Source organism: Oceanobacillus kimchii X50 (assembly GCF_000340475.1).
Lineage (GTDB): Bacteria > Bacillota > Bacilli > Bacillales > Amphibacillaceae > Oceanobacillus > Oceanobacillus kimchii.
In genome coordinates this window covers 1,138,659-1,162,009 of sequence record NZ_CM001792.1, presented here as the reverse complement: position 1 = coordinate 1,162,009, position 23,351 = coordinate 1,138,659, and the positions used below count along the sequence as shown (strand labels likewise).

The 23,351-nt window shown below is 34.0% G+C and carries 22 protein-coding genes and 1 pseudogene; 5 read left to right on the top strand and 18 right to left on the bottom strand.

The window, feature by feature from the left end:
- Positions 1 to 177 precede the first annotated feature (177 nt).
- The gene (locus tag C794_RS06195) at positions 178 to 1,050 is read left to right on the top strand and encodes a cation diffusion facilitator family transporter (protein WP_017796260.1); all 873 of its coding nucleotides are present in this window, start codon (positions 178 to 180) and stop codon (positions 1,048 to 1,050) included.
- 493 nt (positions 1,051 to 1,543) lie between these two features.
- On the opposite strand, the gene C794_RS06190 is transcribed toward C794_RS06195, so the two are convergent.
- The 3 genes from C794_RS06190 to C794_RS06180 all read right to left on the bottom strand — a co-directional run bounded on the left by C794_RS06190 (position 1,544) and on the right by C794_RS06180 (position 2,858).
- On the bottom strand, positions 1,544 to 1,741 hold the full coding sequence (locus tag C794_RS06190; protein WP_017796259.1) for a helix-turn-helix transcriptional regulator: 198 nt from the start codon (positions 1,739 to 1,741) through the stop codon (positions 1,544 to 1,546).
- Between the two features lie 98 nt (positions 1,742 to 1,839).
- Positions 1,840 to 2,136 carry an AzlD domain-containing protein gene (locus tag C794_RS06185; protein WP_017796258.1) on the bottom strand — a complete coding sequence of 99 codons (297 nt, stop codon included), beginning with the start codon at positions 2,134 to 2,136 and terminating at the stop codon, positions 1,840 to 1,842.
- On the bottom strand, positions 2,133 to 2,858 hold the full coding sequence (locus C794_RS06180; protein WP_017796257.1) for an AzlC family ABC transporter permease: 726 nt from the start codon (positions 2,856 to 2,858) through the stop codon (positions 2,133 to 2,135). The genes C794_RS06185 and C794_RS06180 overlap by 4 nt, the downstream gene beginning before the upstream one ends.
- Before the next feature lie 467 nt (positions 2,859 to 3,325).
- On the opposite strand from C794_RS06180, the gene nhaC reads away from it, so the two are divergent.
- Entirely contained in the window at positions 3,326 to 4,690 is a 1,365-nt protein-coding gene (nhaC, locus tag C794_RS06175; RefSeq protein ID WP_017796256.1) for a Na+/H+ antiporter NhaC, read from the top strand.
- Between the two features lie 146 nt (positions 4,691 to 4,836).
- Here nhaC and map read toward each other — a convergent pair whose 3' ends face one another.
- Positions 4,837 to 5,589, bottom strand: a complete 753-nt coding sequence (map, locus tag C794_RS06170; RefSeq protein ID WP_017796255.1) for a type I methionyl aminopeptidase — start codon at positions 5,587 to 5,589, stop codon at positions 4,837 to 4,839.
- 144 nt (positions 5,590 to 5,733) lie between these two features.
- On the opposite strand from map, the gene C794_RS06165 reads away from it, so the two are divergent.
- The gene (locus C794_RS06165; RefSeq protein ID WP_017796254.1) at positions 5,734 to 6,456 is read left to right on the top strand and encodes an ABC transporter ATP-binding protein; all 723 of its coding nucleotides are present in this window, start codon (positions 5,734 to 5,736) and stop codon (positions 6,454 to 6,456) included.
- Entirely contained in the window at positions 6,449 to 8,089 is a 1,641-nt protein-coding gene (locus C794_RS06160) for a putative ABC transporter permease subunit (RefSeq protein ID WP_039819760.1), read from the top strand. Before C794_RS06165 ends, C794_RS06160 begins: the two co-directional genes overlap by 8 nt.
- Before the next feature lie 71 nt (positions 8,090 to 8,160).
- On the opposite strand, the gene C794_RS20335 is transcribed toward C794_RS06160, so the two are convergent.
- The 8 genes from C794_RS20335 to C794_RS06120 form a co-directional block, all read right to left on the bottom strand.
- The gene (locus C794_RS20335) at positions 8,161 to 8,304 is read right to left on the bottom strand and encodes a YjcZ family sporulation protein (protein ID WP_017796252.1); all 144 of its coding nucleotides are present in this window, start codon (positions 8,302 to 8,304) and stop codon (positions 8,161 to 8,163) included.
- Positions 8,305 to 8,403: 99 nt separating this feature from the next.
- The gene (locus C794_RS06150) at positions 8,404 to 9,159 is read right to left on the bottom strand and encodes a (S)-benzoin forming benzil reductase (protein WP_017796251.1); all 756 of its coding nucleotides are present in this window, start codon (positions 9,157 to 9,159) and stop codon (positions 8,404 to 8,406) included.
- 60 nt (positions 9,160 to 9,219) lie between these two features.
- Entirely contained in the window at positions 9,220 to 10,581 is a 1,362-nt protein-coding gene (locus C794_RS06145) for a dipeptidase (RefSeq protein ID WP_017796250.1), read from the bottom strand.
- A 353-nt stretch (positions 10,582 to 10,934) separates the two neighbouring features.
- Positions 10,935 to 12,068 (bottom strand): bifunctional cystathionine gamma-lyase/homocysteine desulfhydrase, encoded by a 1,134-nt coding sequence (locus C794_RS06140; protein WP_017796249.1) that lies wholly within the window; start codon positions 12,066 to 12,068, stop codon positions 10,935 to 10,937.
- 14 nt (positions 12,069 to 12,082) lie between these two features.
- Complete coding sequence (locus tag C794_RS06135) at positions 12,083 to 13,012, bottom strand: PLP-dependent cysteine synthase family protein (protein ID WP_017796248.1); 930 nt, start codon at positions 13,010 to 13,012, stop codon at positions 12,083 to 12,085.
- A 53-nt stretch (positions 13,013 to 13,065) separates the two neighbouring features.
- Complete coding sequence (locus tag C794_RS06130) at positions 13,066 to 13,527, bottom strand: S-ribosylhomocysteine lyase (RefSeq protein WP_017796247.1); 462 nt, start codon at positions 13,525 to 13,527, stop codon at positions 13,066 to 13,068.
- A gap of 15 nt (positions 13,528 to 13,542) precedes the next feature.
- Positions 13,543 to 14,184, bottom strand: coding sequence for a class I SAM-dependent DNA methyltransferase (locus tag C794_RS06125; protein ID WP_017796246.1), 642 nt, complete (start codon positions 14,182 to 14,184; stop codon positions 13,543 to 13,545).
- Between the two features lie 187 nt (positions 14,185 to 14,371).
- Positions 14,372 to 14,941: a YhcN/YlaJ family sporulation lipoprotein gene (locus C794_RS06120; RefSeq protein ID WP_017796245.1), complete on the bottom strand. Its 570-nt coding sequence runs from the start codon at positions 14,939 to 14,941 to the stop codon at positions 14,372 to 14,374.
- A 166-nt stretch (positions 14,942 to 15,107) separates the two neighbouring features.
- Here C794_RS06120 and C794_RS06115 point away from each other — a divergent pair, with 166 nt between their 5' ends.
- Entirely contained in the window at positions 15,108 to 15,353 is a 246-nt protein-coding gene (locus tag C794_RS06115; protein WP_017796244.1) for a YhdB family protein, read from the top strand.
- A 30-nt stretch (positions 15,354 to 15,383) separates the two neighbouring features.
- Here the strand turns inward: C794_RS06115 and C794_RS06110 are convergent, their stop codons facing one another.
- From C794_RS06110 to C794_RS06080, 6 genes and pseudogenes are all read right to left on the bottom strand, one after another.
- On the bottom strand, positions 15,384 to 16,577 hold the full coding sequence (locus C794_RS06110) for an anti-sigma factor domain-containing protein (protein ID WP_017796243.1): 1,194 nt from the start codon (positions 16,575 to 16,577) through the stop codon (positions 15,384 to 15,386).
- The gene (gene sigI, locus C794_RS06105; protein WP_017796242.1) at positions 16,574 to 17,299 is read right to left on the bottom strand and encodes an RNA polymerase sigma factor SigI; all 726 of its coding nucleotides are present in this window, start codon (positions 17,297 to 17,299) and stop codon (positions 16,574 to 16,576) included. Before sigI ends, C794_RS06110 begins: the two co-directional genes overlap by 4 nt.
- A gap of 410 nt (positions 17,300 to 17,709) precedes the next feature.
- Positions 17,710 to 18,432: a PRC-barrel domain-containing protein gene (locus C794_RS06095; protein ID WP_017796240.1), complete on the bottom strand. Its 723-nt coding sequence runs from the start codon at positions 18,430 to 18,432 to the stop codon at positions 17,710 to 17,712.
- 73 nt (positions 18,433 to 18,505) lie between these two features.
- Positions 18,506 to 19,315 (bottom strand): S1 family peptidase, encoded by an 810-nt coding sequence (locus C794_RS06090; protein ID WP_017796239.1) that lies wholly within the window; start codon positions 19,313 to 19,315, stop codon positions 18,506 to 18,508.
- Positions 19,316 to 19,336: 21 nt separating this feature from the next.
- Complete coding sequence (locus C794_RS06085; RefSeq protein WP_017796238.1) at positions 19,337 to 21,367, bottom strand: ABC transporter ATP-binding protein; 2,031 nt, start codon at positions 21,365 to 21,367, stop codon at positions 19,337 to 19,339.
- 3 nt (positions 21,368 to 21,370) lie between these two features.
- Positions 21,371 to 23,112: pseudogene (locus C794_RS06080) on the bottom strand (ABC transporter ATP-binding protein).
- Between the last annotated feature and the right edge of the window lie 239 nt (positions 23,113 to 23,351).

The window sequence follows — 23,351 nt, the reverse complement described above, 5'->3', positions numbered from 1 at the left end:
ATTAATAAAATTTGTATTTTTACTAATGATATGTTGTATCAAGGAAACTTCCTTTAGAACTTTCAAGACCTATGGCTATATGCTTGTTTGTTTCTCTAGACCCACCAGTAGAAGGTTTGGTAGACTATATAAGCTATAAATAAAGTGTATTTATTACACGCTGGAGGATAAGAGAAAATGAATCGTTCAGATCATTTAAAACAAGGTGAAAAAGGTGCATGGCTAAGTATCATTGCTTACCTTATACTTGCTTCATCAAAACTATATATTGCTTCCATCGGAAACTCGGATGGATTACGAGCAGATGGATTAAATAATCTAACCGATATTGTCACTTCTGTTGCTGTACTAATCGGACTTAAAATTGCCCGCAAACCGCCTGATGATATCCATCGTTACGGTCACTATCGTGCAGAAACAATTGCTTCCTTATTCGCAGCATTCATCATGATGTTTATCGGGCTCCAAGTCATCATCGAAGCTGGACAAAAACTAATCAATTCATCTTACACACAACCTGATATGTTAACAGCTTGGACTGCCATTTTTGCTGCGGTAATTATGTTGTTTGTGTATCGATTTAACTTACGATTATCAAAAAAAATTGAGAGTGGATCTTTATATGCGGCAGCTATGGATAATAAGGCAGATGCTTTAGTCAGTATCGGAGTATTTATTGGTATTATCGGCGCTCAATTCGGTTTATTTTGGCTAGATCCACTAACTGCTGGAGTTGTAGGTATCATTATTTGTAAAACTGCTTGGGATATTTTTAAAGATTCCACGATTACATTGACCGATGGCTTTGATGATGAAAAATTAACAGAAATAAAAGAAACAATAGATAAAGACCCTTCAGTACTACGCGTTGATGATATTAAAGGCAGGATCCATGGAAACCAAGAACTTCTTGATATAACGATTCATGTAGATCCTAATTTGACAGTTGCTGAAGGTCATGAAATCACTGATCGTATTGAAGAATATTTATACGATAAGCATCGAATTTCTCATGCGCTCATTCATATTGAGCCATTCGAAGAAAAATAGACTTTTTATCATTAAATCCCCTAAGACTTTTTCATTTTAGCCTTAGGGGGATTTATCATTTTTATAATTATAGTTTAAAAATAATTTAGTATCGCTTAGATAAAATAACAAAGGAAGAAAATACAGTGATGATCATCAATGAAGCCATCAAAGTTACCGTCTGGTATCCAGACAAACTCAACACTTCAAATTGAAACATTAACATTAATATTAAACTATATGCTACAAAGAAAGAGTAACTGAAAAACATCCCTCTCTCCTTTATCGCTTTTGTACGTTCATCGTTTTTTTTGAACTGCGGATATAAATAAGCTAAACAGAAACACATGATGGATAGTGATAACTGGATTAGTTCATGGCCCTGTAAAAATCCTAGTGAATATATGGATGCTGATGAAAGAATACCAGTATATAACAAAAACAAACACCCCATAAATGTAAAAAAACGTCTACCGGCTTTACTGTTCAAATAAATTATAACCTTCCCCTTTCCTTATTCTTCCTCTAATATAAAAACTTCTTCTACACTAGTTTTAAAACATCTAGCAATTTGAATGGCTAGAGGTAATGAAGGATTATATCTTTCTTTTTCTATTGAAATAATGGTTTGTCTTGAAACATTAAGCATTTCTGCCATTTGAGCTTGAGATATGTGATGAATTTCACGAAATTCTTTCATTCTATTCTTCAAATATGCCTCTTCCCTTCTAGTTCAAATCATAAAGTAAAGGAAACTTGACGTCAAGTTTCCTTTACTTTATATATTATAATATTTTCAGCCTTTGAAAACTATAAATTTATCATGATATATATTGATAATATAGAACCAATAACAACAAAAACAACATTTAACCCAAACAGTGATAGCAAAATTGCTATTAGTCCACCTAGTAATCCTACAAAAGGTCGATCAGGTACTACTGATAATACACCTGGAAAAATTAAAGCACCTAGTGCAGCATATGGTATTGCCAGTAACCAACGATTAACCCACGGTCGGAATTGCACCTTCTCAACTATAAATACAGGAATTAAACGTGGTAGCATTGTAACAATAAACATACCAAGAATCATTGCGATAATCATGCTTCATCCTCCTTCAACAAAGGAATTCCAACCATTCCACCAAAAATAGTTCCATATACAATTGCCCATCCTGTACTAATTCCTAATTGAAGACAACCCCAATGAATAAACATTGCTACTACCGCAATGTAAGCTACTTTGATATCTTTTTTTGCAGATGGTATTAATAGCCCAATAAACATTGCATAAAGTGCAATCCCCATACTTTGACTTAGAGCAGGAGGAATTATTTCACCTAATAATCCACCAAATAATGATCCTATTACCCAGGAAATATACGCAAATCCGATAATTGTTCCATAAAACCAAATTCCTTGTGCTTTTTTTCCTTCTTCAGGATACATGGAAGACACCGCAAAGGTTTCATCCGTTACACCAAGCGATAATGGCAATTTTTTATGGAGTGGAATTGCTTTTAATACATTCATCATCGATAAGTTCATAATAAAATGTCTGAAATTCAAAACAAATGTTGCAATAATAATTTCAATAATACCAGTTCCAACAGCAATCATATTTACTGCCATAAACTGACTAGCTCCAGCAAAAACCGCTGCACTCATCCAAGTTAATTCAAATAAAGATAAACCTACTTGGCTAGCTAGCACACCATATGTAATTGCAATTGGTAAATATCCAAGCATAATTGGAAAGCCAGCTTTTAATCCTCTTTTCATAATTGTTAGTGGTGATTCTACTTTCATTGTTGATGGCATCTGCATTATGGTTTCTCTCCAAATTAAAATTTCTTTTTTCACGATGAGCAGTTTACTGCACTCCCTAATTTCAGAACAAAAAATAATATTAATATTCTGATATGTGTTACTCATCATTAACGACATTGCTATCTTCTAATAAAATTTTGATTTAATTATAACTAAATTACCAATATTTAAAAAGGAAAATTTGGTTATTGACAATACTAGCTAGATGGTTGTATAGTCAGTATTAACAATTTAATACTACCGGCAATTAGAGATTCGAAGTAGATTTTGAATTTAGCAGTACAAGAGACAGAGTGGTTGCTGAAAACTCTGGCTGATTCATATCGAATTACAAATTTCAGTTATTAGGATTGTAAGCATGTGAGTGGGTGGAATTTTTTCCATCAACCAGGGTGGTAACGCGGAGTACATAGCTTCGTCCCTTATTGAAGGGATGAGGCTTTTTATATTTAGGAGGAAAGATTATGAAACCAATTTCGGCTAAACACAAACCAGCTTTTTGGGAAGCATTGTTATTTTTTATATTTATAATTATATTTATTAGCTACTTTATAATCGGATTAGAAACAACACCGCATATTCCCATTTTAATTGGAATGTTATTATTAATTTGTTATGGATTATTAAAAAAGATTAACTTCTCTTCACTCCAAGATGCAATGGCAACTGGAGCTTCTTCCGGGATGGGGGCAATTTTTCTTTTCTTCATCATCGGGGTATTAATTAGTAGTTGGATGATTAGTGGTACTATACCTACTTTAATAAATACGGGTTTCTCATTAATTGGCACTATGTGGTTTTACGCGATTGTCTTTGCAGTTACTTCAATAATCGGGATTTCCCTAGGAAGTTCCCTTACAACTACAGCAACAATTGGAGTAGCTTTTATCGGAATGGCAGGAGCTATGGATGCATCACTTGCTATTACAGCGGGTGCTATCGTTTCAGGTGCTTTTTTTGGAGATAAGATGTCACCATTATCAGATACAACGAATCTTTCTTCTTCTATAATCGGAGTAGATTTATTTGACCATATTAAACATATTAGTTTAACTACTATACCAGCATTCATTATTTCATTTATTGTGTTTGCATTCCTATCTCCTAGTCAAGATACATCCATTAGCAATGTAGAAGCTTACCGAGAAGCTTTATTAGGCAGCGGTCTCCTACATTGGGCTTCTTGGATTCCTTTAATTATATTAATTATATGTACTATATTTCGAATGTCAGCATTTCTGGCTTTATCATTAAGTAGTTTGATCGCAGTAATCATTGGAAAGATTACAAACGGTTTTACGTGGAAAGAAATTACGAACGCTTGGTTTAATGGATTTACTGGGACAACGAACTTTGAACCTGTAAATGAACTATTAACTCGAGGCGGAATAAATGGAATGTTATTTACTATTTCATTAGTAATATTAGCCTTAAGTTTTGGAGGATTGCTGTTTGTTACAGGCATTATTCCGAGCTTATTAAACAGTTTCCAAGAGAAATTACAACGTGCAAGATCTATCATTGCATCAACCGCAGGTACTGCTATTGGAGTTAACGTACTTATCGGTGAACAGTATTTATCTATATTATTAACTGGAGAAACGTTTAAACCTATATATGAAAAAGCTGGGTTAACAAAGCGCTCACTATCGCGCACACTGGAAGATGCAGGTACAGTAATTAACCCATTAGTTCCTTGGAGTGTATGTGGAGTATTTATAGCAGATGTACTTGGTGTACCGGTACTTACCTATTTACCATTTGCATTCTTCTGCTTGCTTAGTCCAATCATTACAATTTTGTTTGGAGCTAAAACAGCAAAAAAATAAAATACAAATAGAATGATGTTTGTTTTTTTCTAACTTCCCCTTTTTTGAATATGCCTTACCCGCTTGAAAGTGAGAAATTACTTTCCTTTACAAGCGAAATAAAAGACCCCAACTGCATTTTTTAATACAGTTGGGGTCTTTGCTTGTTATTTATCTTGTTCTGTAAAAATATGTGGTCCATTTTCTGTAATGACAATCTGATGTTCAAACTGAGCTGAACGTCCTTTATCGATTGTTCTTGCAGTCCACCCATTATCATCCATTTTGCTTTGCCAAGCCCCTTCGTTGATCATAGGTTCGATTGTAATTACCATGCCTTCTTTTAAACGAAGTCCTTTGTTTGGCAATCCATAGTGAGGAATATGTGGATCCTCATGAATAGTCGGTCCAATTCCATGTCCTGTAAAATCACGTACTACCGAAAATCCTTCCGCTTCAGCATATGTTTGAATTGCATGACCGATATCACCTATTCGATTACCTGGCTTTGCCTGTTTAATACCCTTATAAAGAGCTTCTTTGGTTACATTGATTAACCGTTTCCCTTTTTCATCTACATTTCCGACAGCATATGTCCAAGCTGAATCAGCTAGACCACCATTTAAATTTACCACCATATCAATTGTTACAATGTCTCCATCCTCCAATGGTTTTTCAGAAGGAAATCCATGGCAAATTTCATCATTTAATGATGCACAAATTGCATAAGGATAACCATTATAGCCTTTTTGCTCAGGAGTAGCTCCATGTTTTTCTAAGAAACCTTCTACAAAGTTATCTATTTCAATCGTTGAAATACCTGGTTTAATTATTTTTGCAATTTCTCTATGACAGGCAACGAGAACATCTGCAGCAGCTTGCATTTGCTCTACTTCTCGTTTACTTTTTCTTGAAATCATTAATCTCTCCCTCTCCAATTCTATCTTTAAGTACGTTATACTAATACTATGCATAGTTCATTCGTTGGTTATTCCAATGTAAATTTTAACATATGTATTTTTTTTCGAACAGTAATACAGACTTATGGAAAGCGAGGGAACACATTGATAGAAATAAACCATGTTACAAAAGAATTTGAGGGTAAGACAGCCATCCAAAATTTAAATTTGACAATTCCTAATGGTAAAATCATTGGTTTCTTAGGACCAAATGGCGCTGGAAAATCCACCACCATTAATATGATGACAGGGATTTTACCAATTGATTCTGGCTCCATTACTTTAAATGGACTTGATATTGAAAAACAACCACTAGAAGCAAAAAAAATATTCGGGTTAGTTCCAGATCGTTCTGATATGTTCCTTAGATTAAAAGGAATGGAATATTTAAATTTTATAGCAGATATTTATGAAATACCGGCTGATATAAGAAAAGAGAGAATTGAATACTTTACCAAACAATTTTCTATTCACGATGCGTTAGGAAATTACATACAAAGCTATTCTCATGGTATGCGTCAAAAAATAATGGTAACGGGTGTACTATTACATGATCCAGATATTTGGATTCTTGATGAGCCTTTAACCGGATTAGACCCTAAATCTTCTCATTCTTTAAAACTTATGATGCGAGAACACGCTGATAAAGGCAATACAGTCTTTTTTTCTAGCCACGGACTTGAAGTAGTTGAACAATTATGTGATGAAGTTGCAATTATTAATAAAGGTAAACTTATTTTTTATGGGACGATGGAACAACTTCAAAAAGAATATGCAACAGATCAATCGCTTGAAAATGTATTCTTGGAGTTGACCAATGATGAGTAAGACATGGAAAGTCATACGTATTATGCTAAAGATGCAATACACTTCCACGGGCAAAAATAACTATGCATGGCTATATATCGTAGCCGGATTATTTTTCATTCCATTTCTCGGAATAATTTTCACACTATATAATAATTTAATTAGTGCCATTTATAACGTGTTTGCGCCTTTACAACAGCAATCAATGATACTAGGTTTACTGTTCATCGGCATGAGTATTGTCCTATTTATTACTTGTATTGTTTCTGTATTAACCGCTTTTTATTTTGCAGATGATGTAGAAGCGTACATTCCTTTTCCTTTACATCCATATCAAATTTTATTAGGAAAAGCAGCAAGTCCTTTTATTTACTCATACTTATTATCAGGGATTACCTACTTACCCATGATGATTATTTACGGGAATATTAGTAATGGCTCAATACTTTATTATATTTATGGAATCCTTTTATTCATTCTATTGCCAGTAATTCCTTTTGTAATTGCTTCTGTGATTTTAATGTTTGTCATGCGTTATGTAAATATCGCTAAAAATAAGGACCGCTCAAAAATATTTGCAGGTGTATTCTCACTTACTGCTATTATTTTAATAAATGTGGTAGTACGACTCAATACTGATGAATCTAAATTAATGGAGTCCATTAGCCAAACAATGCAAGAACAAGAAGGCTTATTACAATGGATTACATATTTCTATCCACCAGCATGGTTTTCAGCGAATAGCTTACATCAAGCAGAATCAATAAATGGTTTTCTTTTCATATTGTTAATGATAATACTAAGTGGATTAGCAATCATGCTATTTGCATTTCTGGGTCAAAAATTATATTTAAAAGGTGTCCTTGGGATGAGTGGAGGTAGTAGTGGAAAAATGTCTGATAAAGCATTAGATAGATCCATTGCTTCTCAACCGATTTGGCAATCCTATATTAAAAAGGATTTACGTATTCTCTTACGAACACCGACTTTCCTTACCCAATGTGTCGTCCAATCTTTATTCATGCCAGTATTTTTATTGGTGATTTTCTTTTTGGATTTTGGAAGTGGTATAGCAGGAGAAATTACAGGTTCAGTACCAGAAAAAAAAGTACTGTTATTACTGTTTATCGTTACCGTTTTTATGGTAAGCATCAATATGACTGCTGCAACAGCTATTTCTAGAGAAGGAAAAACGTGGAAAGCTAATTTATTTCTTCCACTTAATCACAAACAAGTTATTCATAGTAAATTGATTGTCTCTTGGATAATAGGTCTATTACCAATGATATTACTATTCATTATTGGTATTGTTATAGGACTCCCAATAACGGTACTTATCTTATGGGGGGGATTATTCCTTGCAATTAATTGGTTTTCTAGTTGTATTGGACTCATACTCGATATGAACCAACCAAAATTAAATTGGACAGATGAACAAGAATTATTTAAAAATCGATTTGTTCCGTTTTTTGGATTTCTTATGCAAGTTGTTATTTTTGGTTTGATTATCATAATACTATGGAATATCGAAGTATCAAATGTTTATCTCCTAGCCGTTATTCTTTTCGCTGTCATATCAATAGGAATATTTTTAGCTCATCGGTATATGTATAAAAGAATCAATCAAAATGTATTTCAAGAAATTAATTTCTAATAAAAAGCTTGTAGCGTTTGCTACAAGCTTTTTTAGATTTCGTCGTTTTTAAAGTTTTTAAAAATTATTGACTACCAGCCGTAGCCGCCACCACAATAGCCACCGCCATTGCCTCCATTAGAGTACGCAGTTCCTATGATGACAAGTAAGATAAATAGCACTACTAGCAAAGCAAAGCCAGCGGAGCCAAAGTTTTCACCATGTTCTTTACCCATGTTTGTTACCTCCTCTATATGAATCTAATTTACTTTATGCGAATTCATCAATTTTGGGAGGGCGAATAACCATTTTTTTATTTTCCATAGATAAATTTCTTAGATGTAATCTTTTACATCATAGATTTTTCCATTTTTTATTTTCTCATCTGTCATAATATCGATGAGCACACCTGCAATTAAATCTGTGTCCTTCAATAAATTATTATCCTTTAATCCTTTGAAATCTTCCACATCTTTAAAAGCCTCTTTTGAGCTAGAACGTATTGTTTCTTGCATATTCGTATCCATTACTCCAGGACTAAAAGCAATAATTTTATGCCCAGTCTGCTCTTCATCTTGTTCTAGAGCGACCGTTTCTGTATACATGTTCATACTTGCCTTAGAAGAACAGTAAGCACTCCATCCAAATTTGGGCTTTTGTGCCGCTCCAGAAGTTACGATTGCAGTAATTAGCGTTACTTCATGCTCCTCAGCTTTTTTTAAATAATAATTTGTGAAGGCCATTGGAGCGAATGAATTCACCTGTAAATGCTTTTGTAATGCAACATTTTTAATGTTTTTCGCTTGTTCTATTGGATCAACAATACCTGCATTATTCACTAAATATATCGTGTCTACATCATCTTGAAAAAGAATTTCATCCATCTTGTTAAAGGTTGAATCATATTCACTTATATCCGATAAATCACAAGCTACGTGATGAAATTCTGTATTATTATTTTCAGCTATTGAATATAAGGCCTTGTTATCTGTTCGAGATACACCAATAACCATTACACCTGATTCTAAATACAGCTTCGCAATTGATTCTCCAAATCCTTTTGAAACTCCTGTAACTATTGCTGTTTTCATACGTGACCCCTCCTTAAGTAAACTTTATATTTTTCGTTTTGTAATCTATCCTTTTTTTAATTACATTTCACTCCAATAATATACAAGCGTCTCCATACCTTTATCAAAACTATCCAATGGAAAACTTTCGTTTGGTGAGTGCAAACGATCTTCAGGTGTACCGAAACCTAATAATACGATAGGAAATTGATAAATGGATTCAAGCCACTCTACTACAGGAATTGATCCACCCATGCGTAAGAATACCGTATCTTTTTTAAATGCTTTTGCATAACTTTTGGCTGCTTTTTGTATCAATGGATGTGTCGGCTCCACCTTATAAGCTTTAGCAGAAAGTTTTTCTTTCTTTACTTCTACGGTAACACCTGAAGGAGAATATTTATTTACATGGTTGACTAATTTTTCCTGTATATCTACAGGATCTTGCCCTGGAACTAATCTACAAGTAATTTTTGCAGTGGCAGTTGATGGAATAATAGTCTTGGTACCTTCTCCTTGATAGCCTCCATAAATACCATTCACTTCTAAGGTCGGTCTACCCATTGTATGTTCCTTAGCTGTATATCCCTTTTCTGATGCAATTTCAGGTATACCTGTTGCTTGAATAAAGTCTTCTCCTGGTGCCTTTTCCATTAATTTACGTTCTTCATCTGAAAGTCCTTCAACATCATCATAAAAACCATCTACTGTTATCACCTCGTCTTTATCTTTTAAAGACGATAAGATATGACTTAAAGCCATAATCGGATTTCTAACAGCTCCACCGTACATTCCAGAATGTAAATCATGATCTGGTCCAGTTACTTTAATTTCAATACCAGTAAAGCCTTTTAAACCATACAAAATGGTTGGTTGATTTTTTTCTGCCATTCCGGAATCAGAGATAACTGCAAAATCCGACTTAAACTTCTCTTTATTTTCTTGCAGAAGATCATATAAATTTTCACTACCGATCTCCTCTTCTCCTTCAATACAAACTTTGACATTAACCGGAAGTTTTCCTTCTGTCTTTAAAAACGCTTCAAATACAGCGAGATGCATAAACACCTGGCCTTTATCATCACTAGATCCTCGAGCATAAATACGTCCATCTCTCACTTCTGGATTAAAAGGTTCACTATCCCATAATTCGATTGGATCAACAGGTTGAACATCATAATGCCCATATAATAATACAGTTGGTGCATCTTCTCCTGCTCCCACATATTCACCATATACGAGAGGGTGTCCATCTGTTTCTACTTTTTCAATATTTGTAAATGATAGTTCTTCTAAGTATGTAATTAGAAAATCAGCTGCTTTGTTAATATCCTGTTTATGTTTCGAGTCTGTACTTACGCTTGGTATAGACAAAAAGCGATATAACTTGCTTAACATATCCTCTCGATGTTCTTGTAAATAGGTTAATGCTTTTTCACTCATACTATTACCTCCTCAATTATCTACATAATAAAACAAACTTCGTATTACAATGATTATAGTACAACCAATGAATTGTTTCTAGCATCACTTGACCTAAAAAGAACGAAACCCAAGTATGTTTAATGAAAAATAGTCAGTACGCTCCTGTTTTTTAAGGTGGGGCAAAAGTATAAATCCGAATAAATAGGTGTTGAAAAAACGCTTCACAAACATGCTCTTATCCTATGGCTACTGGTTGCCTCTGGATGCTTATGCATTGGGGGGCAAGCTTAGACCTCCCTCCAAAATTTCATATCTTAATTTTATTTACAAAAAAAGACTATTCCCTAAACGGAAATAGTCCTGTAATTTACTTATTGCATCGCATTTTCTAAATCTTCAATAAGGTCATCTATATCTTCAATACCAATCGATAAACGAATAAGCCCATCTGTGATACCTAATTCTTTTCTACGATCAGAAGGAATAGAGGCATGTGTCATTTTTGCAGGTATGGATATTAAACTTTCAATTGCACCAAGACTTTCTGCAAGTGTAAAAAATTCTACTTTACTTAAAATTTTATCTGCAAGTTCTCCACTTCCTACATCGACTGAAACCATTCCACCAAACCCTGCTGCTTGTTGTTTAGCAATTTGATGTCCCGGATGATTTTCTAATCCAGGATAATATATTTTTTCTACTTTTGGATTCTGTTCTAAATATGCAATAAGTTTTTTTGTATTTCGCTCAATAGCTTCCATACGAATTGCTAATGTTTTAATCCCACGTAGTAAGAGCCATGAATCTTGTGGACCAAGTACTGCTCCAACTGAGTTTTGTATAAAATGGATACGCTCCGCTAAGTCTTTAGAGTTTACTGCAACTAATCCTGCAACAACATCACTATGCCCACCAATATACTTTGTAGCACTATGCAATACGATATCCGCACCTAATGTTAATGGTTTTTGCCAATATGGAGTTGCGAAGGTGTTATCTACAATTAGTAGAAGATTATGTTTTTGTGCAATCGTTGACATTTCTTTAATATCTGTAATTTTCAACAATGGATTTGTTGGTGTTTCTATATAAATCGCTTTTGTATTTGGTTTAATTGCGTTGATAACAGATTCATCAGAACTCGTATCAATAAAAGTATGCTCTATATTATACTGATTTAATACCTTCGTCATTAATCGGTAAGATCCGCCATAGACATCATCTGTCATTATGACATGATCTCCAGATTCCAACAACATCATAATAGAAGTAATTCCAGCCATTCCTGAACCAAATGCAAAGCCTGCATTTCCTTCTTCTAATTCAGCAATTACTGTTTCAAGTGCATATCTGGTAGGATTGCCTGTACGGGAATACTCATAACCACGGTGTTCGCCTGGACCATCTTGTTTATATGTGCTTACTTGATAAATTGGGACACTTACTGCTCCAGTTCGTTCATCTGAAGTAACTCCACCATGTATCATTTTCGTCTTATCTCTCATTTCTCTAAACTCCTTTATAATTGCTTTGACACATTATAAATCTGTTTACTTAAATAACGATCACTTCCATCAGGAAGAATGGTAACAATTGTCGTTCCTGATGTTGCTTCTTTTGCTTTGTTTAAAGCAGCTACCATTGCGGATCCAGAAGAACTACCCACTAATAATCCTTCTTTTCTAGCAAGTTCTTCAACCATCAAGAAAGCTTCTTTATCGGGAATAGTTTGTACTTCATCCATTAAAGTTTGATTCATGTACTCAGGAATAAATTCCATTCCAATTCCTTCAGTCAAATGTGGACCAGCTTTTGCTCCACCTAAAATCGATCCAAAAGGCTCAACGATAACATTATGAATCGAATTCTTTCTTTCTTTAAAATATCTCGCAACCCCTGTAAATGTACCTCCAGATCCTGCACCCGCTACAAAAATATCAATATTACCTTGTAAATCATTCCAAATTTCCGGCGCCATGGTCTCATAATAAGTCATTGGATTAAATTTATTGGAAAACTGTTGGGGAGAATAACTATTTGGTATTTCATCTACTAATTGCTCCGCTTTTTCTATGGCACCTATCATCCCTTTTTCTTTTGGAGTATGGACTATGGTTGCCCCTAATGCTTTCATGATTTGTTGCTTTTCGACACTAAATTGCTCAGGCACACAAAAAATAATTGATAATTGTTTCTTTCTAGCAGCTAAAGCTAAACCGATACCAGTATTTCCAGCTGTTGGTTCGATTATTGTACTTCCTTCCTTAAGGAAGCCTTTTTCCCAAGCTTTATCAATTAAATATTGTCCTAATCGATCTTTCACACTACCGCCAGGATTTAAAAACTCTAATTTTGCATAGAGATGAACATTATTTGGAATGTCCATCTCATTAATTTTTAATAAAGGTGTATTGCCAATCAATTGTTGAATCGATTCATATATTGCCAATGAATTGTCACTCCTACCTTGGAGAGAAAGAGTACAATGAGGATTTTATTTCATTAAAATACTTCTGACCAACCTGTTTTTTCGTTTAACATTTCTTTTGCAATTTGCTGAGCACCTTCAAGGCTATGGTTTGCTGCCCATCCGCACTGAACTTCGTTACATGCTGGTACTTCAGTTGCCTGTAAAACGTCTTCTAGAGTTTTCTCAATCATTGCAAGAACATCTTCATAATCCTCGTGATTGAGTAATGATAGATAAAATCCTGTCTGACATCCCATTGGTCCAATATCAAGAACTGCATCAGAATGATTACGAATATTTTCTGCCATTAGATGTTCTAAAGAATGGAGACCTGGCATTTCCATGTGTTCTTTATTTGGTTGTTTAAAACGAATATCATACTTGTGTACTTTGTCACCATTTGCACCTTCAGTAACTCCAACTAATCTTACATAGGGCGCCTTTACTTTTGTATGATCAAGATTAAAACTTTCTACATTCATTTTTTTAGACATTGATATATCTCTCCTTCATGCTATTTTTATTGCGCTAATTATCCACACAAAATCATTCATCTGTTTAAATGATACATGAAAATTGTACTTTTCAAAAGCATTCCGGACTGTTTCAATAATTGGATAATATTCCCGCTCTAAATCCTCAGCTAACGCTTTAAAACCTTTTTTTCTTGCTATATCAATTTGTTTTTGTTTCGCTTCTATTGTTTCAAACATCGTATCTCCAAATACAACCATACCTTTTGGTTGTAGTACTTCATGAAATTGTTTAATTGCTTGTTTTTTTTCCTCATCTGTCAAATGGTGAAATGCATATGTGCTAACAATACTATTTATTGGCATTGTCAATTTCGGGAAATTAATAAAATCTCCATCCAAGATTGTAATATCTGGAATTTTCTTTTGAGCAATTTTCCTCATTGCACTAGATGGTTCAATTCCAATTACACTCTTTCCCTCTTTGAGTAATTGGTTTGTTAAATTCCCAGTGCCTACACCGAACTCCAGTACCTTATCTAGGCTTTTTTCTACTACTTCTGAAAGAATTTGATCATAATGCTCAAATACCTTTTCATATTGTGCATCTTTTCCGGTTACACTGTCGTCATATAAAGGTGCCCAATCCTCAAAAATATCAATAAATTCTCTACCCATTGATGGTTTCCTCTCCATTTATATTAATTCCAAGTAATATACTTTGGATACTAAGAATTATATGTCTACACTATATCATATGTGTATCATAAAAGAAAAGGAAATTTAATTTTCCTGTAAATAAAAAACTGTCGAGAGTTTGACCGTTTGGTCTTCCTCTCGACAGTTACAAAACAAACTATAAAATTTATCGGTTATTCGGGAAAATACGCTCAATCATATTTCCAAATTGATCAAAAAATCCTTCTATCGGACGGCCTTCATCTAGATCATTGATATAGCGATCAGTTAAATCCATAAAATCTGGATTTGTTGTAACATAAACATTTTCAATGGAGTTATCAACAGAACGAACAATATCAGCAATTTGTTGCTTTGTTTCATCCGATACATTGTCTCCTGCTTGTTCAGATTGACCATTGTTTTCGTTGTTATTGTCTTGATTTAAATGTGCTCCAACATATGCATTATTATCAGTAGTTAATACATATGCATCTTCAATTCCTTCTACTTGGTTAGAAATTTTTTCTGCAGCTTCCTCTGAAACATCATATTTTGTGTTTTGATTTTGATCTGCATCACGTTGCATCGAATTGTTTTTATCAACCATTTCTTGACCTAAATTAGAATTGTTGTCATAACGGGTCGGCTCCACATTACCTTCGTCCATATTATTATCCATTGAATTTTCTTCTGCATTTTGACAAGCAACAAGCACAAAAAGTAAAGCCATAACCGCAAATATACGCAATTTCATATCTTTTTCCTCCTTACCTTATTTGCACTTATTTTGTATAGATATTTACTTTTTATACAGATTTATATCACCTTTTTTTGGCAGACACACCATTAATGTAAAAGACATTATATATAGAAACCGGGCAAAATAAGAAATATCCTTTTCGGGTAAGGAGGGAATACGGATGGTTATTCCGGATTACGATAAAGCATTGTATTATACACTTTGGGGTCAATGGGATGATTTATTAGTGCTTATGGTACGTACAAAAGATGATATCTTATCTAAGAAAATTGAACGTTTTTTAAACGATTACCATTTCTCTATGGATCATCAGCAAGTACTACATTCACATGATACTTTATTGTATTATTTAGAGCATGCAATGAAGTTAACAACACCTCTTAATCCTGAGAAAATAGAAATGTAAACACACTTAAATGATGGGAGAGTTTTCCCATCATTTAAATTCTTTATTATCCTTTTCTTTTTTCTTTGGTGGCCAATTATTCTTATCTTCTTTCTTTGGTAACTCACTATGTTTATGATGTTTCGAATTTGTTCTATGGTGTTCATCGTATTTATCTATATCATTTTTATGTTCATCATTTTTATCTTGTATTTCTTTTTTGTGTTTATTGTAATAGTTTAATTCGTCATGTTGTTCTTTTTTATCCTCTTTCTCAGACGGAAATCGTCTATGTTCCCACTGATTTCCAGGATTTCTATCCTTTATTTCTTCTGTTGGCTTAACTTCTTTTTCGAGAAGGTTCACTTCTTTATCCTCTTCATCTGTATCGGCTACTGCTTTTTCTCGTTCTGAATTAGCAACACTTTGGTCTGTAACATCATCATTATTGTCTTCCTCAATGATAACCTCTTTATTTTTATCCTCACCTTTTTCAGACTCATGTTGTGATGAGTCAGGGTTCGCTTCTTCTATCTCATTAAAAAAAGAATTTATAATTGCTTTATCATTAGAATCTAGCGCTTCCCCTTCTATCATTTCATCGTCGTTCATATGAGTCGCCATCATTTCATTCATTGAAGTTTTTTCTTCCTGTGCTAATTCACGAATCTTTTCAGGAATAATTAATGTTGCTACACGCCATTCCTGTAATGTGGATAAATAGTCTTGCAAATGGTTTGGAACCGAATTAGAAATATCTTCACCTAAGTAACTTATACCAACAACCATATTTTTCTCAGATGCAAATCCATGATCTTCACTTTCAATAATAATTTCTCTAATGACCTCTTCAATAGAATGGTGTTCATATTCATTCAAAGCTTTTATAATTTCTTCACCGTCATCATTGATTGCCTCTATCCTTTGCACTTCAAATTGGTCATCGACTTGCATTTCAATACTTGGATTGATATCTACGGTCACATATGCAAAAGTTTTCTCTCCATTAGATAAAAAATACATCGGTAAAACAACTAATAATATTGCAGCAGCTAATAAAGACACCTTCCAAGGTATGCCACGTTGTTTTCGCAACATAACTTGGCGATTTCCTATTGGTCGAAAGACAACTTCTTCACCAATCTCAGATTGATTCGAAAGTACTCTTCCTTTTACAAAGGAACCATCTTTAGTCATTAAAATGGTGTATTTGCGATGCCTTTCCATCACAATTCCTTTTTTCATTGCCCCACTCCCTTAAGATATTCCTTAAGATAGATATAGTCTTCACTAAGTACAATAAACATTGCAAGTATAAATTTTCTATTTCTTTCTAATGTTTTTTTACTAACATCGACTTTCTTTACCAAATCTTTAATAGGGAGCTTTTTCTTTCTGTATACATAGTCCCTGAGAGTTGGATCGTTATAAAGTATTCGTGCAGTTTTAACTGCGGATTCACGGGCATCACGATGTTTTGGCGATACCTCGGTTAATTCAACTAAAGATAATTTATATAACTTTAATTTCTCTTTAAATTCAAGAATTTCTTCTTTCCTATTTTGCGCATCAATTTCCATTTGGTATTTTTCTTGAACTGCCGCAATTTCTAATGAGTTTTCCATTTGTTCTTCATCATACGTTTCATCCAATGATAAAGATGCGGACCTCTTTTGCTGATAACGGATATAATCAATAACTTTCCGTTTAATAACTAATTTTGCAAACGATAAAAAAGAACTTCCTTTATTTGGAACATAAGAAAATATAGCTTCGTTAAAAGCAGACAAACCGATACTAAATTCATCATCCCTTTTTGGATCAATATATCTTTTACATACTTCCGATACGCACTTGGCTATAAAAGGTTGATAAGTTCTTAGTAATTCATTTTGCAGATACTTGTCCCCTTGTTGAATTGCATATACTTTATCTTCTATAGGAGTTTCCTTTAGTTGACTCATCATCACATTAGGACCCTCCCAACCATCATATCATTCGTATTTTTCTTTACCTTTTCGGGTGTATTATTTTTAATTTTATATGTACGTTTCATTATTATTTGTTTTATATATATCATATGATGTTCCCACCATTTATCATTTTATAGTCTAACCTCATTAGAATCAATGAGTATGTCAATGGTAACGCAAACCAATAATGGATACTATCTCAATTGGTTTACATTTTATTTAAAAAACCGTAACGGTGACCAGTAACCTCTTTCAATTTATAGCAAATTAGAAAGTTTTAATCTTGATTAACAACATTAAAGTATTACAAATAAAAACCCAACTAATCCGAATCTAATCTGCAATCCGGATTACTTGGATTTTCATTTCATTCACTTGCACCGAATTCATAATCCAATATAGCTTTAAGACAAGCTAGATAAGATTTCATTTTTATCTGTAAAAGGTGTAGTTCCTTCTAGTCCTTTTACAGAATCATTGATATAAAGATCTCTTTCAAACCAATCAACGGTCTGAATTTGTTCTATACGATAAATATAGAATTCATTTTTCGTCATATTTTCACTATTTTGTACGACAAGGTATGTGATTTTCCAATTATTGTTTTCATCACAGATAAGATCCACAATGTTACCAATTTTCCCGTCTTTAGCATGTACCTTGAAATCAAGCGTTTCTTCCTCACTTCTTAGCTTGTCATTCGACAATATTTCATTACGATTTAAATGTGGTTCCTCTGGCACGCTTCGATCTACACCTGGATGATCAAATGTAACGAGTGGACTATGACTAGGAGTGGATACAGCGTTATCTTTATACATATTCCATCCAAAATAATCTAGTACATTCCCTTGATCATCTGGTGTAAAATGTTCATCCTCCGGGACAGGTGGACTATTTCGAATTTGATCTTTATCATAATCCACTTCTACATATTCACTATCTTTATGAATGGGATGAAAAATATGCAAAGGAAGAAGTACTTTTCGTCCAGGTAACCATTTTCTTGTATCGACTACAGCAAATTTCACATTCCAATTGTCATTAAAGTAAATATCTTTTATTTTTCCAATATCACCATCCGTCGCACGGATATTCATTTCTTTCATTTTTGAACTATATAACATAAAAGCACCTCCAGAAAGGTTATAGTATGTAAATACCCTTCTCTGAACGTGCTAAACAACCATTTCTAGTTTGTTACAATTCTGTAAAATAGGAAATAGGTACATATAAACCTACTTTGCCCTTCGATTCATGATCTAATGTAGCAAATATCACTCCAACTACATCACCAGCTCGATTAATTATTGGGCTTCCACTATTCCCTCTGTATACAGGTGCTTGAATCATCACCACTTCTTTATCCCAGTTATCTAACAATACGGTACCAGCAATATTCCCTTCATTAGCAATTCCATTAAAGAATAGAGGATTACCTATAAAACGAATGCCTTCGTCTTGAGATACTTGATACTGATCATCAATAGTTAGATAAGGAACATCCTCTTCATTTTTAGTCTGTAATACAGCCATATCAATTTCCGGATAGCTTTCTATTACTTCTGCTTCATATAAACCTAGCTCTGGAAAAGAAATAACCACAGAGTCATATCCTTCTACAACATGTTCATTCGTAAGAATTTTGCCTTGTTGAGTAATGGAAAATCCTGTTCCTCTCCCATCATCCGTTTCAACTACAACTACAGCTTCCTTATATGTCTGGATATCTTTATTTTGTGATAATGTTGATGAAGTCTGTAAAAAATCAATTGCGGGAATAGATATAATTTGAGGAAAAAAAGCCAGAATATTAAAAGTCATCGCTACAGCAATCACCCAAAACATCCATTTTGGAAATGGACGCTTTGTGGATTGTTCTTTATTTTTTGAACGTTCGATTGCTTTTCTTTGCTCTTCTTTTACCAATTCATGAAGTTCTTCTTCCTCTATTTCTTCATATAGATCATCATCAATAATATCATGATTCTTATTATTTTTTGATTTCACGAGGCACCTCATCAAACTTTTTTAAGAAACGTTCGCTCTAATTGATCCTTGCTGCATTTGATACATTTCATAATAATAACCTTTTTCTTTAATCAGTGTATCATGATTCCCCTGCTCTTTAATAGTTCCATGATCCAACACAATTATTTGATCGGCCTGCTGAATTGTGGATAAACGATGGGCGATAACAAGCGTTGTTCGACCTTTTTTTAGAACTTCTAAAGCTCGCTGAATGACTTGTTCTGTCTCGGTATCTATATTTGCAGTTGCTTCATCTAAAATAAGAATAGCAGGGTTAAATGCTAATGCTCTAGCAAAAGAAATCAGTTGTCTCTCTCCTAATGAATAAGTAGTGCCACTTTCATTCACTGGCTCATCATACCCTTTTGGTAATCTCTCAATAAAGGAAGATGCACCAACAGCTTGTAAAGCTTTAATGGCGTCATCTCTTGATACATTAGGATCATTCATCGTTACATTTGACACTATGGTGCCTGTAAAAAGAAATGGATCTTGTAATACTATTCCCATATGACTACGCACTTGTTGCCGAGATAAATCTTTGGTATTCATTCCATCTATTCGAATCGTTCCTTTTTGAGGATCATAAAAACGGAATAATAAGTTCATAATCGAACTTTTTCCAGATCCAGTGTGACCAACAAATGCAACTGTTTGACCAGAGTGGATTGAAAATGAAAGATTGTGTAATACACTCTCATTCTCTTTGTACGAAAAGGTAACTTGATCAAATTCTATATTCCCTTTATAGCGAGGAATCGGTTGAACTTCTACTTGCTCCCCATCTTGATCTAGCAATTCAAATACCCGAGTTCCAGCTACTCTTGCCTGTTCTAATAACGGTAATTGATTGACTATATCTGAAGCAGGTTCAAACAACCTATTTATATAATCTACAAATGCATAGAGCATCCCAATAGAAATGACACTCGTTATATCAAAAGAAGCTGACCCGAAATACCATATAAATCCCACTAACGTTAGGTTTTTAATTACTGTCACAAGATTATAGGAAGTTAAAGCACTTAATTTAATTAATTTTTTCTGATACGTATAATTACGATTATTTAACACTTCAAATTCTTCTTTCGTCTTCTTCTGACGGTTAAATGCTTGAATGATTGGCATTCCTTGAATAGCTTCACTAATATTTCCATTTATTTCACTTATGGTTTTCCGGACTACTTTATTGTATTTAGTTCCATAATACTTGTAGACTTTCATCCAAATATATAATAGCGGGATAATAAATAAACACATAGCAGCTAATGTAGGATCTAAAATAAATAATGCTACAAAAATACCACCCATATGGATCAGACTTGTTACAACAATCGATAATACCCTTTCATATAAATCTCGTATAGCCTCTGTATCATTGGTTATACGGGCTACAACAGAGCCAGCAGGTTGATCTATATAGTAGCGAATTGGAATTCTTTGCGTGTGTTGAAATAGATCTGTACGCATTTGTTTTACAACTTGATTTGCTGACTTTTGCAATAAGAATGTTTGAAAGAATTGAAACACTCCAGCGATAACTAGTAAAACCATATAAAGTACGAGCAACATAATAATTGGGCGTTTTTCAGGTTCAAAAAATGGATAAGCTTCTGAAGCTGACAATTTCTCTCCAATTGCTGTAATTTTTTCTTCTCCTGATTCAATAATTATTTCATTATCATCTACCGAGCGTTTTCCTGTTAAAGGTAACTCTTCATCAAAAACATAATAAGATAAGCCTACTTGTAAAAGTGTAATCGTATCACCACTAGATAGATCACTATCTTCTACCCGATCCGCCCGTTTTAAAAATTGATTATTATATTCTACCGTTTCTGTTCCTTGATCAGATACTTCCATCCAATAACCTTCTACTCCAAGTATATGTTCATCTATGACTCGTTTAGCAATTAATGGACCTGCTAATTCTAAAGCAACAGCTATGATCAAGCATACTAGACCAATGGTAATTCCTTTTTTATATAATAAGGCATATTTTAATAATCTTTTTTCTGTACTTCCCTTCACACTCTACACCTCCTTGTTTTCCATCTGTTGTTGTTGATATTGTCCTTGATACCAGCCTTTTTGACTCATTAATTGTTGATGTGTACCTTCTTCAACAACACGACCATGATCTAAAACGATAATATGGTCTGCATGTGAAACAGCGGATAGTCGATGAGCAGCAATAAAGGTTGTTTTATTTCTTCTTTCAGTTTTTAAATGTGATAGAATTGTTGCCTCTGTTTTTCCATCTACAGCAGATAACGAATCATCTAAGATTAAAATTTCAGGATCTTTAATAAAAGCTCGCGCTAAGGCCACACGTTGCTTTTGACCACCAGATAAAGTTATTCCGCTTTCTCCAACTTGGGTATCCAACCCTTTTGGAAGCACATCTATATCCATTGCAAAATGAGCTAAATCTAGTACTCTCATTATTTCTTTATCTGTAGCTTCTGCATTGCCAAATTGAATGTTTTCTCTTATCGTTTTGGAAAACATCATCTGATCCTGCGGAACATACCCAATCCAATTTCTAATCTTACCTAACGCAATATCTTCAATATCTTCACCGGATATTAATATCTTGCCTTGAACATCCGGGTATTGTCGGAGTAATAATTTGAAGAGTGTTGTCTTACCAGCACCTGTTTTTCCAACAATACCAATCGTTTGACCAGCCTTAACACTTAAATTTACATCACGTAACTGTAAACTACTTGTTTCTGGATATTGAAAACTAACCTGGTTCATTTCAATTGTTTGAACACGGTCAATCTTTTTAGGATCTTGAGGATCTGAGACATCAGCTTCGTACGCTAGTGTATGATTCACCCGGTCTAAAGAAGCATTACCTCTTTGTAAAATATTGATTAGTTCCCCAACTGCAAACATTGGCCAAATCAACATACCTAAATAAACATTAAATGTGACTAAATCACCAAGTGTTAATTTATTATCAAATACAAAAAATGCGCCATATCCAATACCAATCGTATACGATAAACCAACTAAGATTTTCATTGTCGGTTCAAATAATGCATCAATCTTGGCAACTTCAAGATTCTTTTGATACACTTTTTCTGTCATTTCTTCAAAATGATTTACTTCTTGTTGTTCTTGCACAAATGCACGTGTCACCCTAATACCACGTATGGATTCTAATACCTCATTATTCATATTTCCAAAAGCTGCTTGCGCTTTTGTAAACCGTGTATGGATTGCACTACCATAAATATTCATTACAATTGCCATTACCGGTAAAGGCATTAATGCTGCGATAGTTAGTGGCCAACTTATCGTAAAGCCCATTACCGCAATAATCATCAACATAAATATGCTCGAATCTACAAGTGTTAAGACTCCAAACCCTGCTGTCTGACTAATTGCCTTTAAATCGTTTGTCGATCGAGCCATTAAGTCTCCCGTTCGATATTTACTAAAGAAAGTTGGTGTCATCTTTAAAAAATGATTCATTAATTTTGATCTCATCCATCGTTCCAGGATGACCGCACCACCAAATAACGTATAGTCCCATAAAAAACTTATAATGTAATGAATAACCAACAGAACAAAATACCCAATAATAACCGCAACGAGAAGCTGCATAGTTAACGTTTCAAATTGAATATGATCAATAATAGTTCCAACTAATTTAGGAGGAATTAATCCAATTGCACTAGCGATAATCAATGAAATAATAGCAAATAAATATCTTTTCCAGTAATGTTTAAAAACCAATTTAATTTTATAAAAATCTGAAACATCTTCCCACCTTCTTTCCATAACAAAGGCGCAAGCGCCCGTTTAACAACGTTCAAAATGGAGCAATCCGCATTGAGATAAAGGAAACACGGTAAGAGTCCGATGTTGACTTACCGTAGTGAAGGTTGCTGGGCACTTGCGCCGGACGTGGCTGGTTAAGTGATTTAGTTAACCACAGCACCCAAATTTGATAATTCTCAATGCAATAAAAAACGAAAAGCACACACCTCTTGGCGCGCGC

What these genes read in the sequence shown, in the direction of transcription:
- C794_RS06195 (WP_017796260.1), top strand. Translation starts at nt 178, where the DNA reads ATGAATCGTTCAGATCATTTAAAACAAGGTGAAAAAGGTGCATGGCTA.
- C794_RS06185 (WP_017796258.1), bottom strand. Translation starts at nt 2,136, where the DNA reads ATGATTATCGCAATGATTCTTGGTATGTTTATTGTTACAATGCTACCA.
- C794_RS06180 (WP_017796257.1), bottom strand. Translation starts at nt 2,858, where the DNA reads ATGCAGATGCCATCAACAATGAAAGTAGAATCACCACTAACAATTATG.
- nhaC (WP_017796256.1), top strand. Translation starts at nt 3,326, where the DNA reads ATGAAACCAATTTCGGCTAAACACAAACCAGCTTTTTGGGAAGCATTG.
- map (WP_017796255.1), bottom strand. Translation starts at nt 5,589, where the DNA reads ATGATTTCAAGAAAAAGTAAACGAGAAGTAGAGCAAATGCAAGCTGCT.
- C794_RS06160 (WP_039819760.1), top strand. Translation starts at nt 6,449, where the DNA reads ATGAGTAAGACATGGAAAGTCATACGTATTATGCTAAAGATGCAATAC.
- C794_RS20335 (WP_017796252.1), bottom strand. Translation starts at nt 8,304, where the DNA reads ATGGGTAAAGAACATGGTGAAAACTTTGGCTCCGCTGGCTTTGCTTTG.
- C794_RS06150 (WP_017796251.1), bottom strand. Translation starts at nt 9,159, where the DNA reads ATGAAAACAGCAATAGTTACAGGAGTTTCAAAAGGATTTGGAGAATCA.
- C794_RS06145 (WP_017796250.1), bottom strand. Translation starts at nt 10,581, where the DNA reads ATGAGTGAAAAAGCATTAACCTATTTACAAGAACATCGAGAGGATATG.
- C794_RS06140 (WP_017796249.1), bottom strand. Translation starts at nt 12,068, where the DNA reads ATGAGAGATAAGACGAAAATGATACATGGTGGAGTTACTTCAGATGAA.
- C794_RS06130 (WP_017796247.1), bottom strand. Translation starts at nt 13,527, where the DNA reads ATGTCTAAAAAAATGAATGTAGAAAGTTTTAATCTTGATCATACAAAA.
- C794_RS06125 (WP_017796246.1), bottom strand. Translation starts at nt 14,184, where the DNA reads ATGGGTAGAGAATTTATTGATATTTTTGAGGATTGGGCACCTTTATAT.
- C794_RS06120 (WP_017796245.1), bottom strand. Translation starts at nt 14,941, where the DNA reads ATGAAATTGCGTATATTTGCGGTTATGGCTTTACTTTTTGTGCTTGTT.
- C794_RS06115 (WP_017796244.1), top strand. Translation starts at nt 15,108, where the DNA reads ATGGTTATTCCGGATTACGATAAAGCATTGTATTATACACTTTGGGGT.
- C794_RS06110 (WP_017796243.1), bottom strand. Translation starts at nt 16,577, where the DNA reads ATGAAAAAAGGAATTGTGATGGAAAGGCATCGCAAATACACCATTTTA.
- sigI (WP_017796242.1), bottom strand. Translation starts at nt 17,299, where the DNA reads ATGATGAGTCAACTAAAGGAAACTCCTATAGAAGATAAAGTATATGCA.
- C794_RS06095 (WP_017796240.1), bottom strand. Translation starts at nt 18,432, where the DNA reads ATGTTATATAGTTCAAAAATGAAAGAAATGAATATCCGTGCGACGGAT.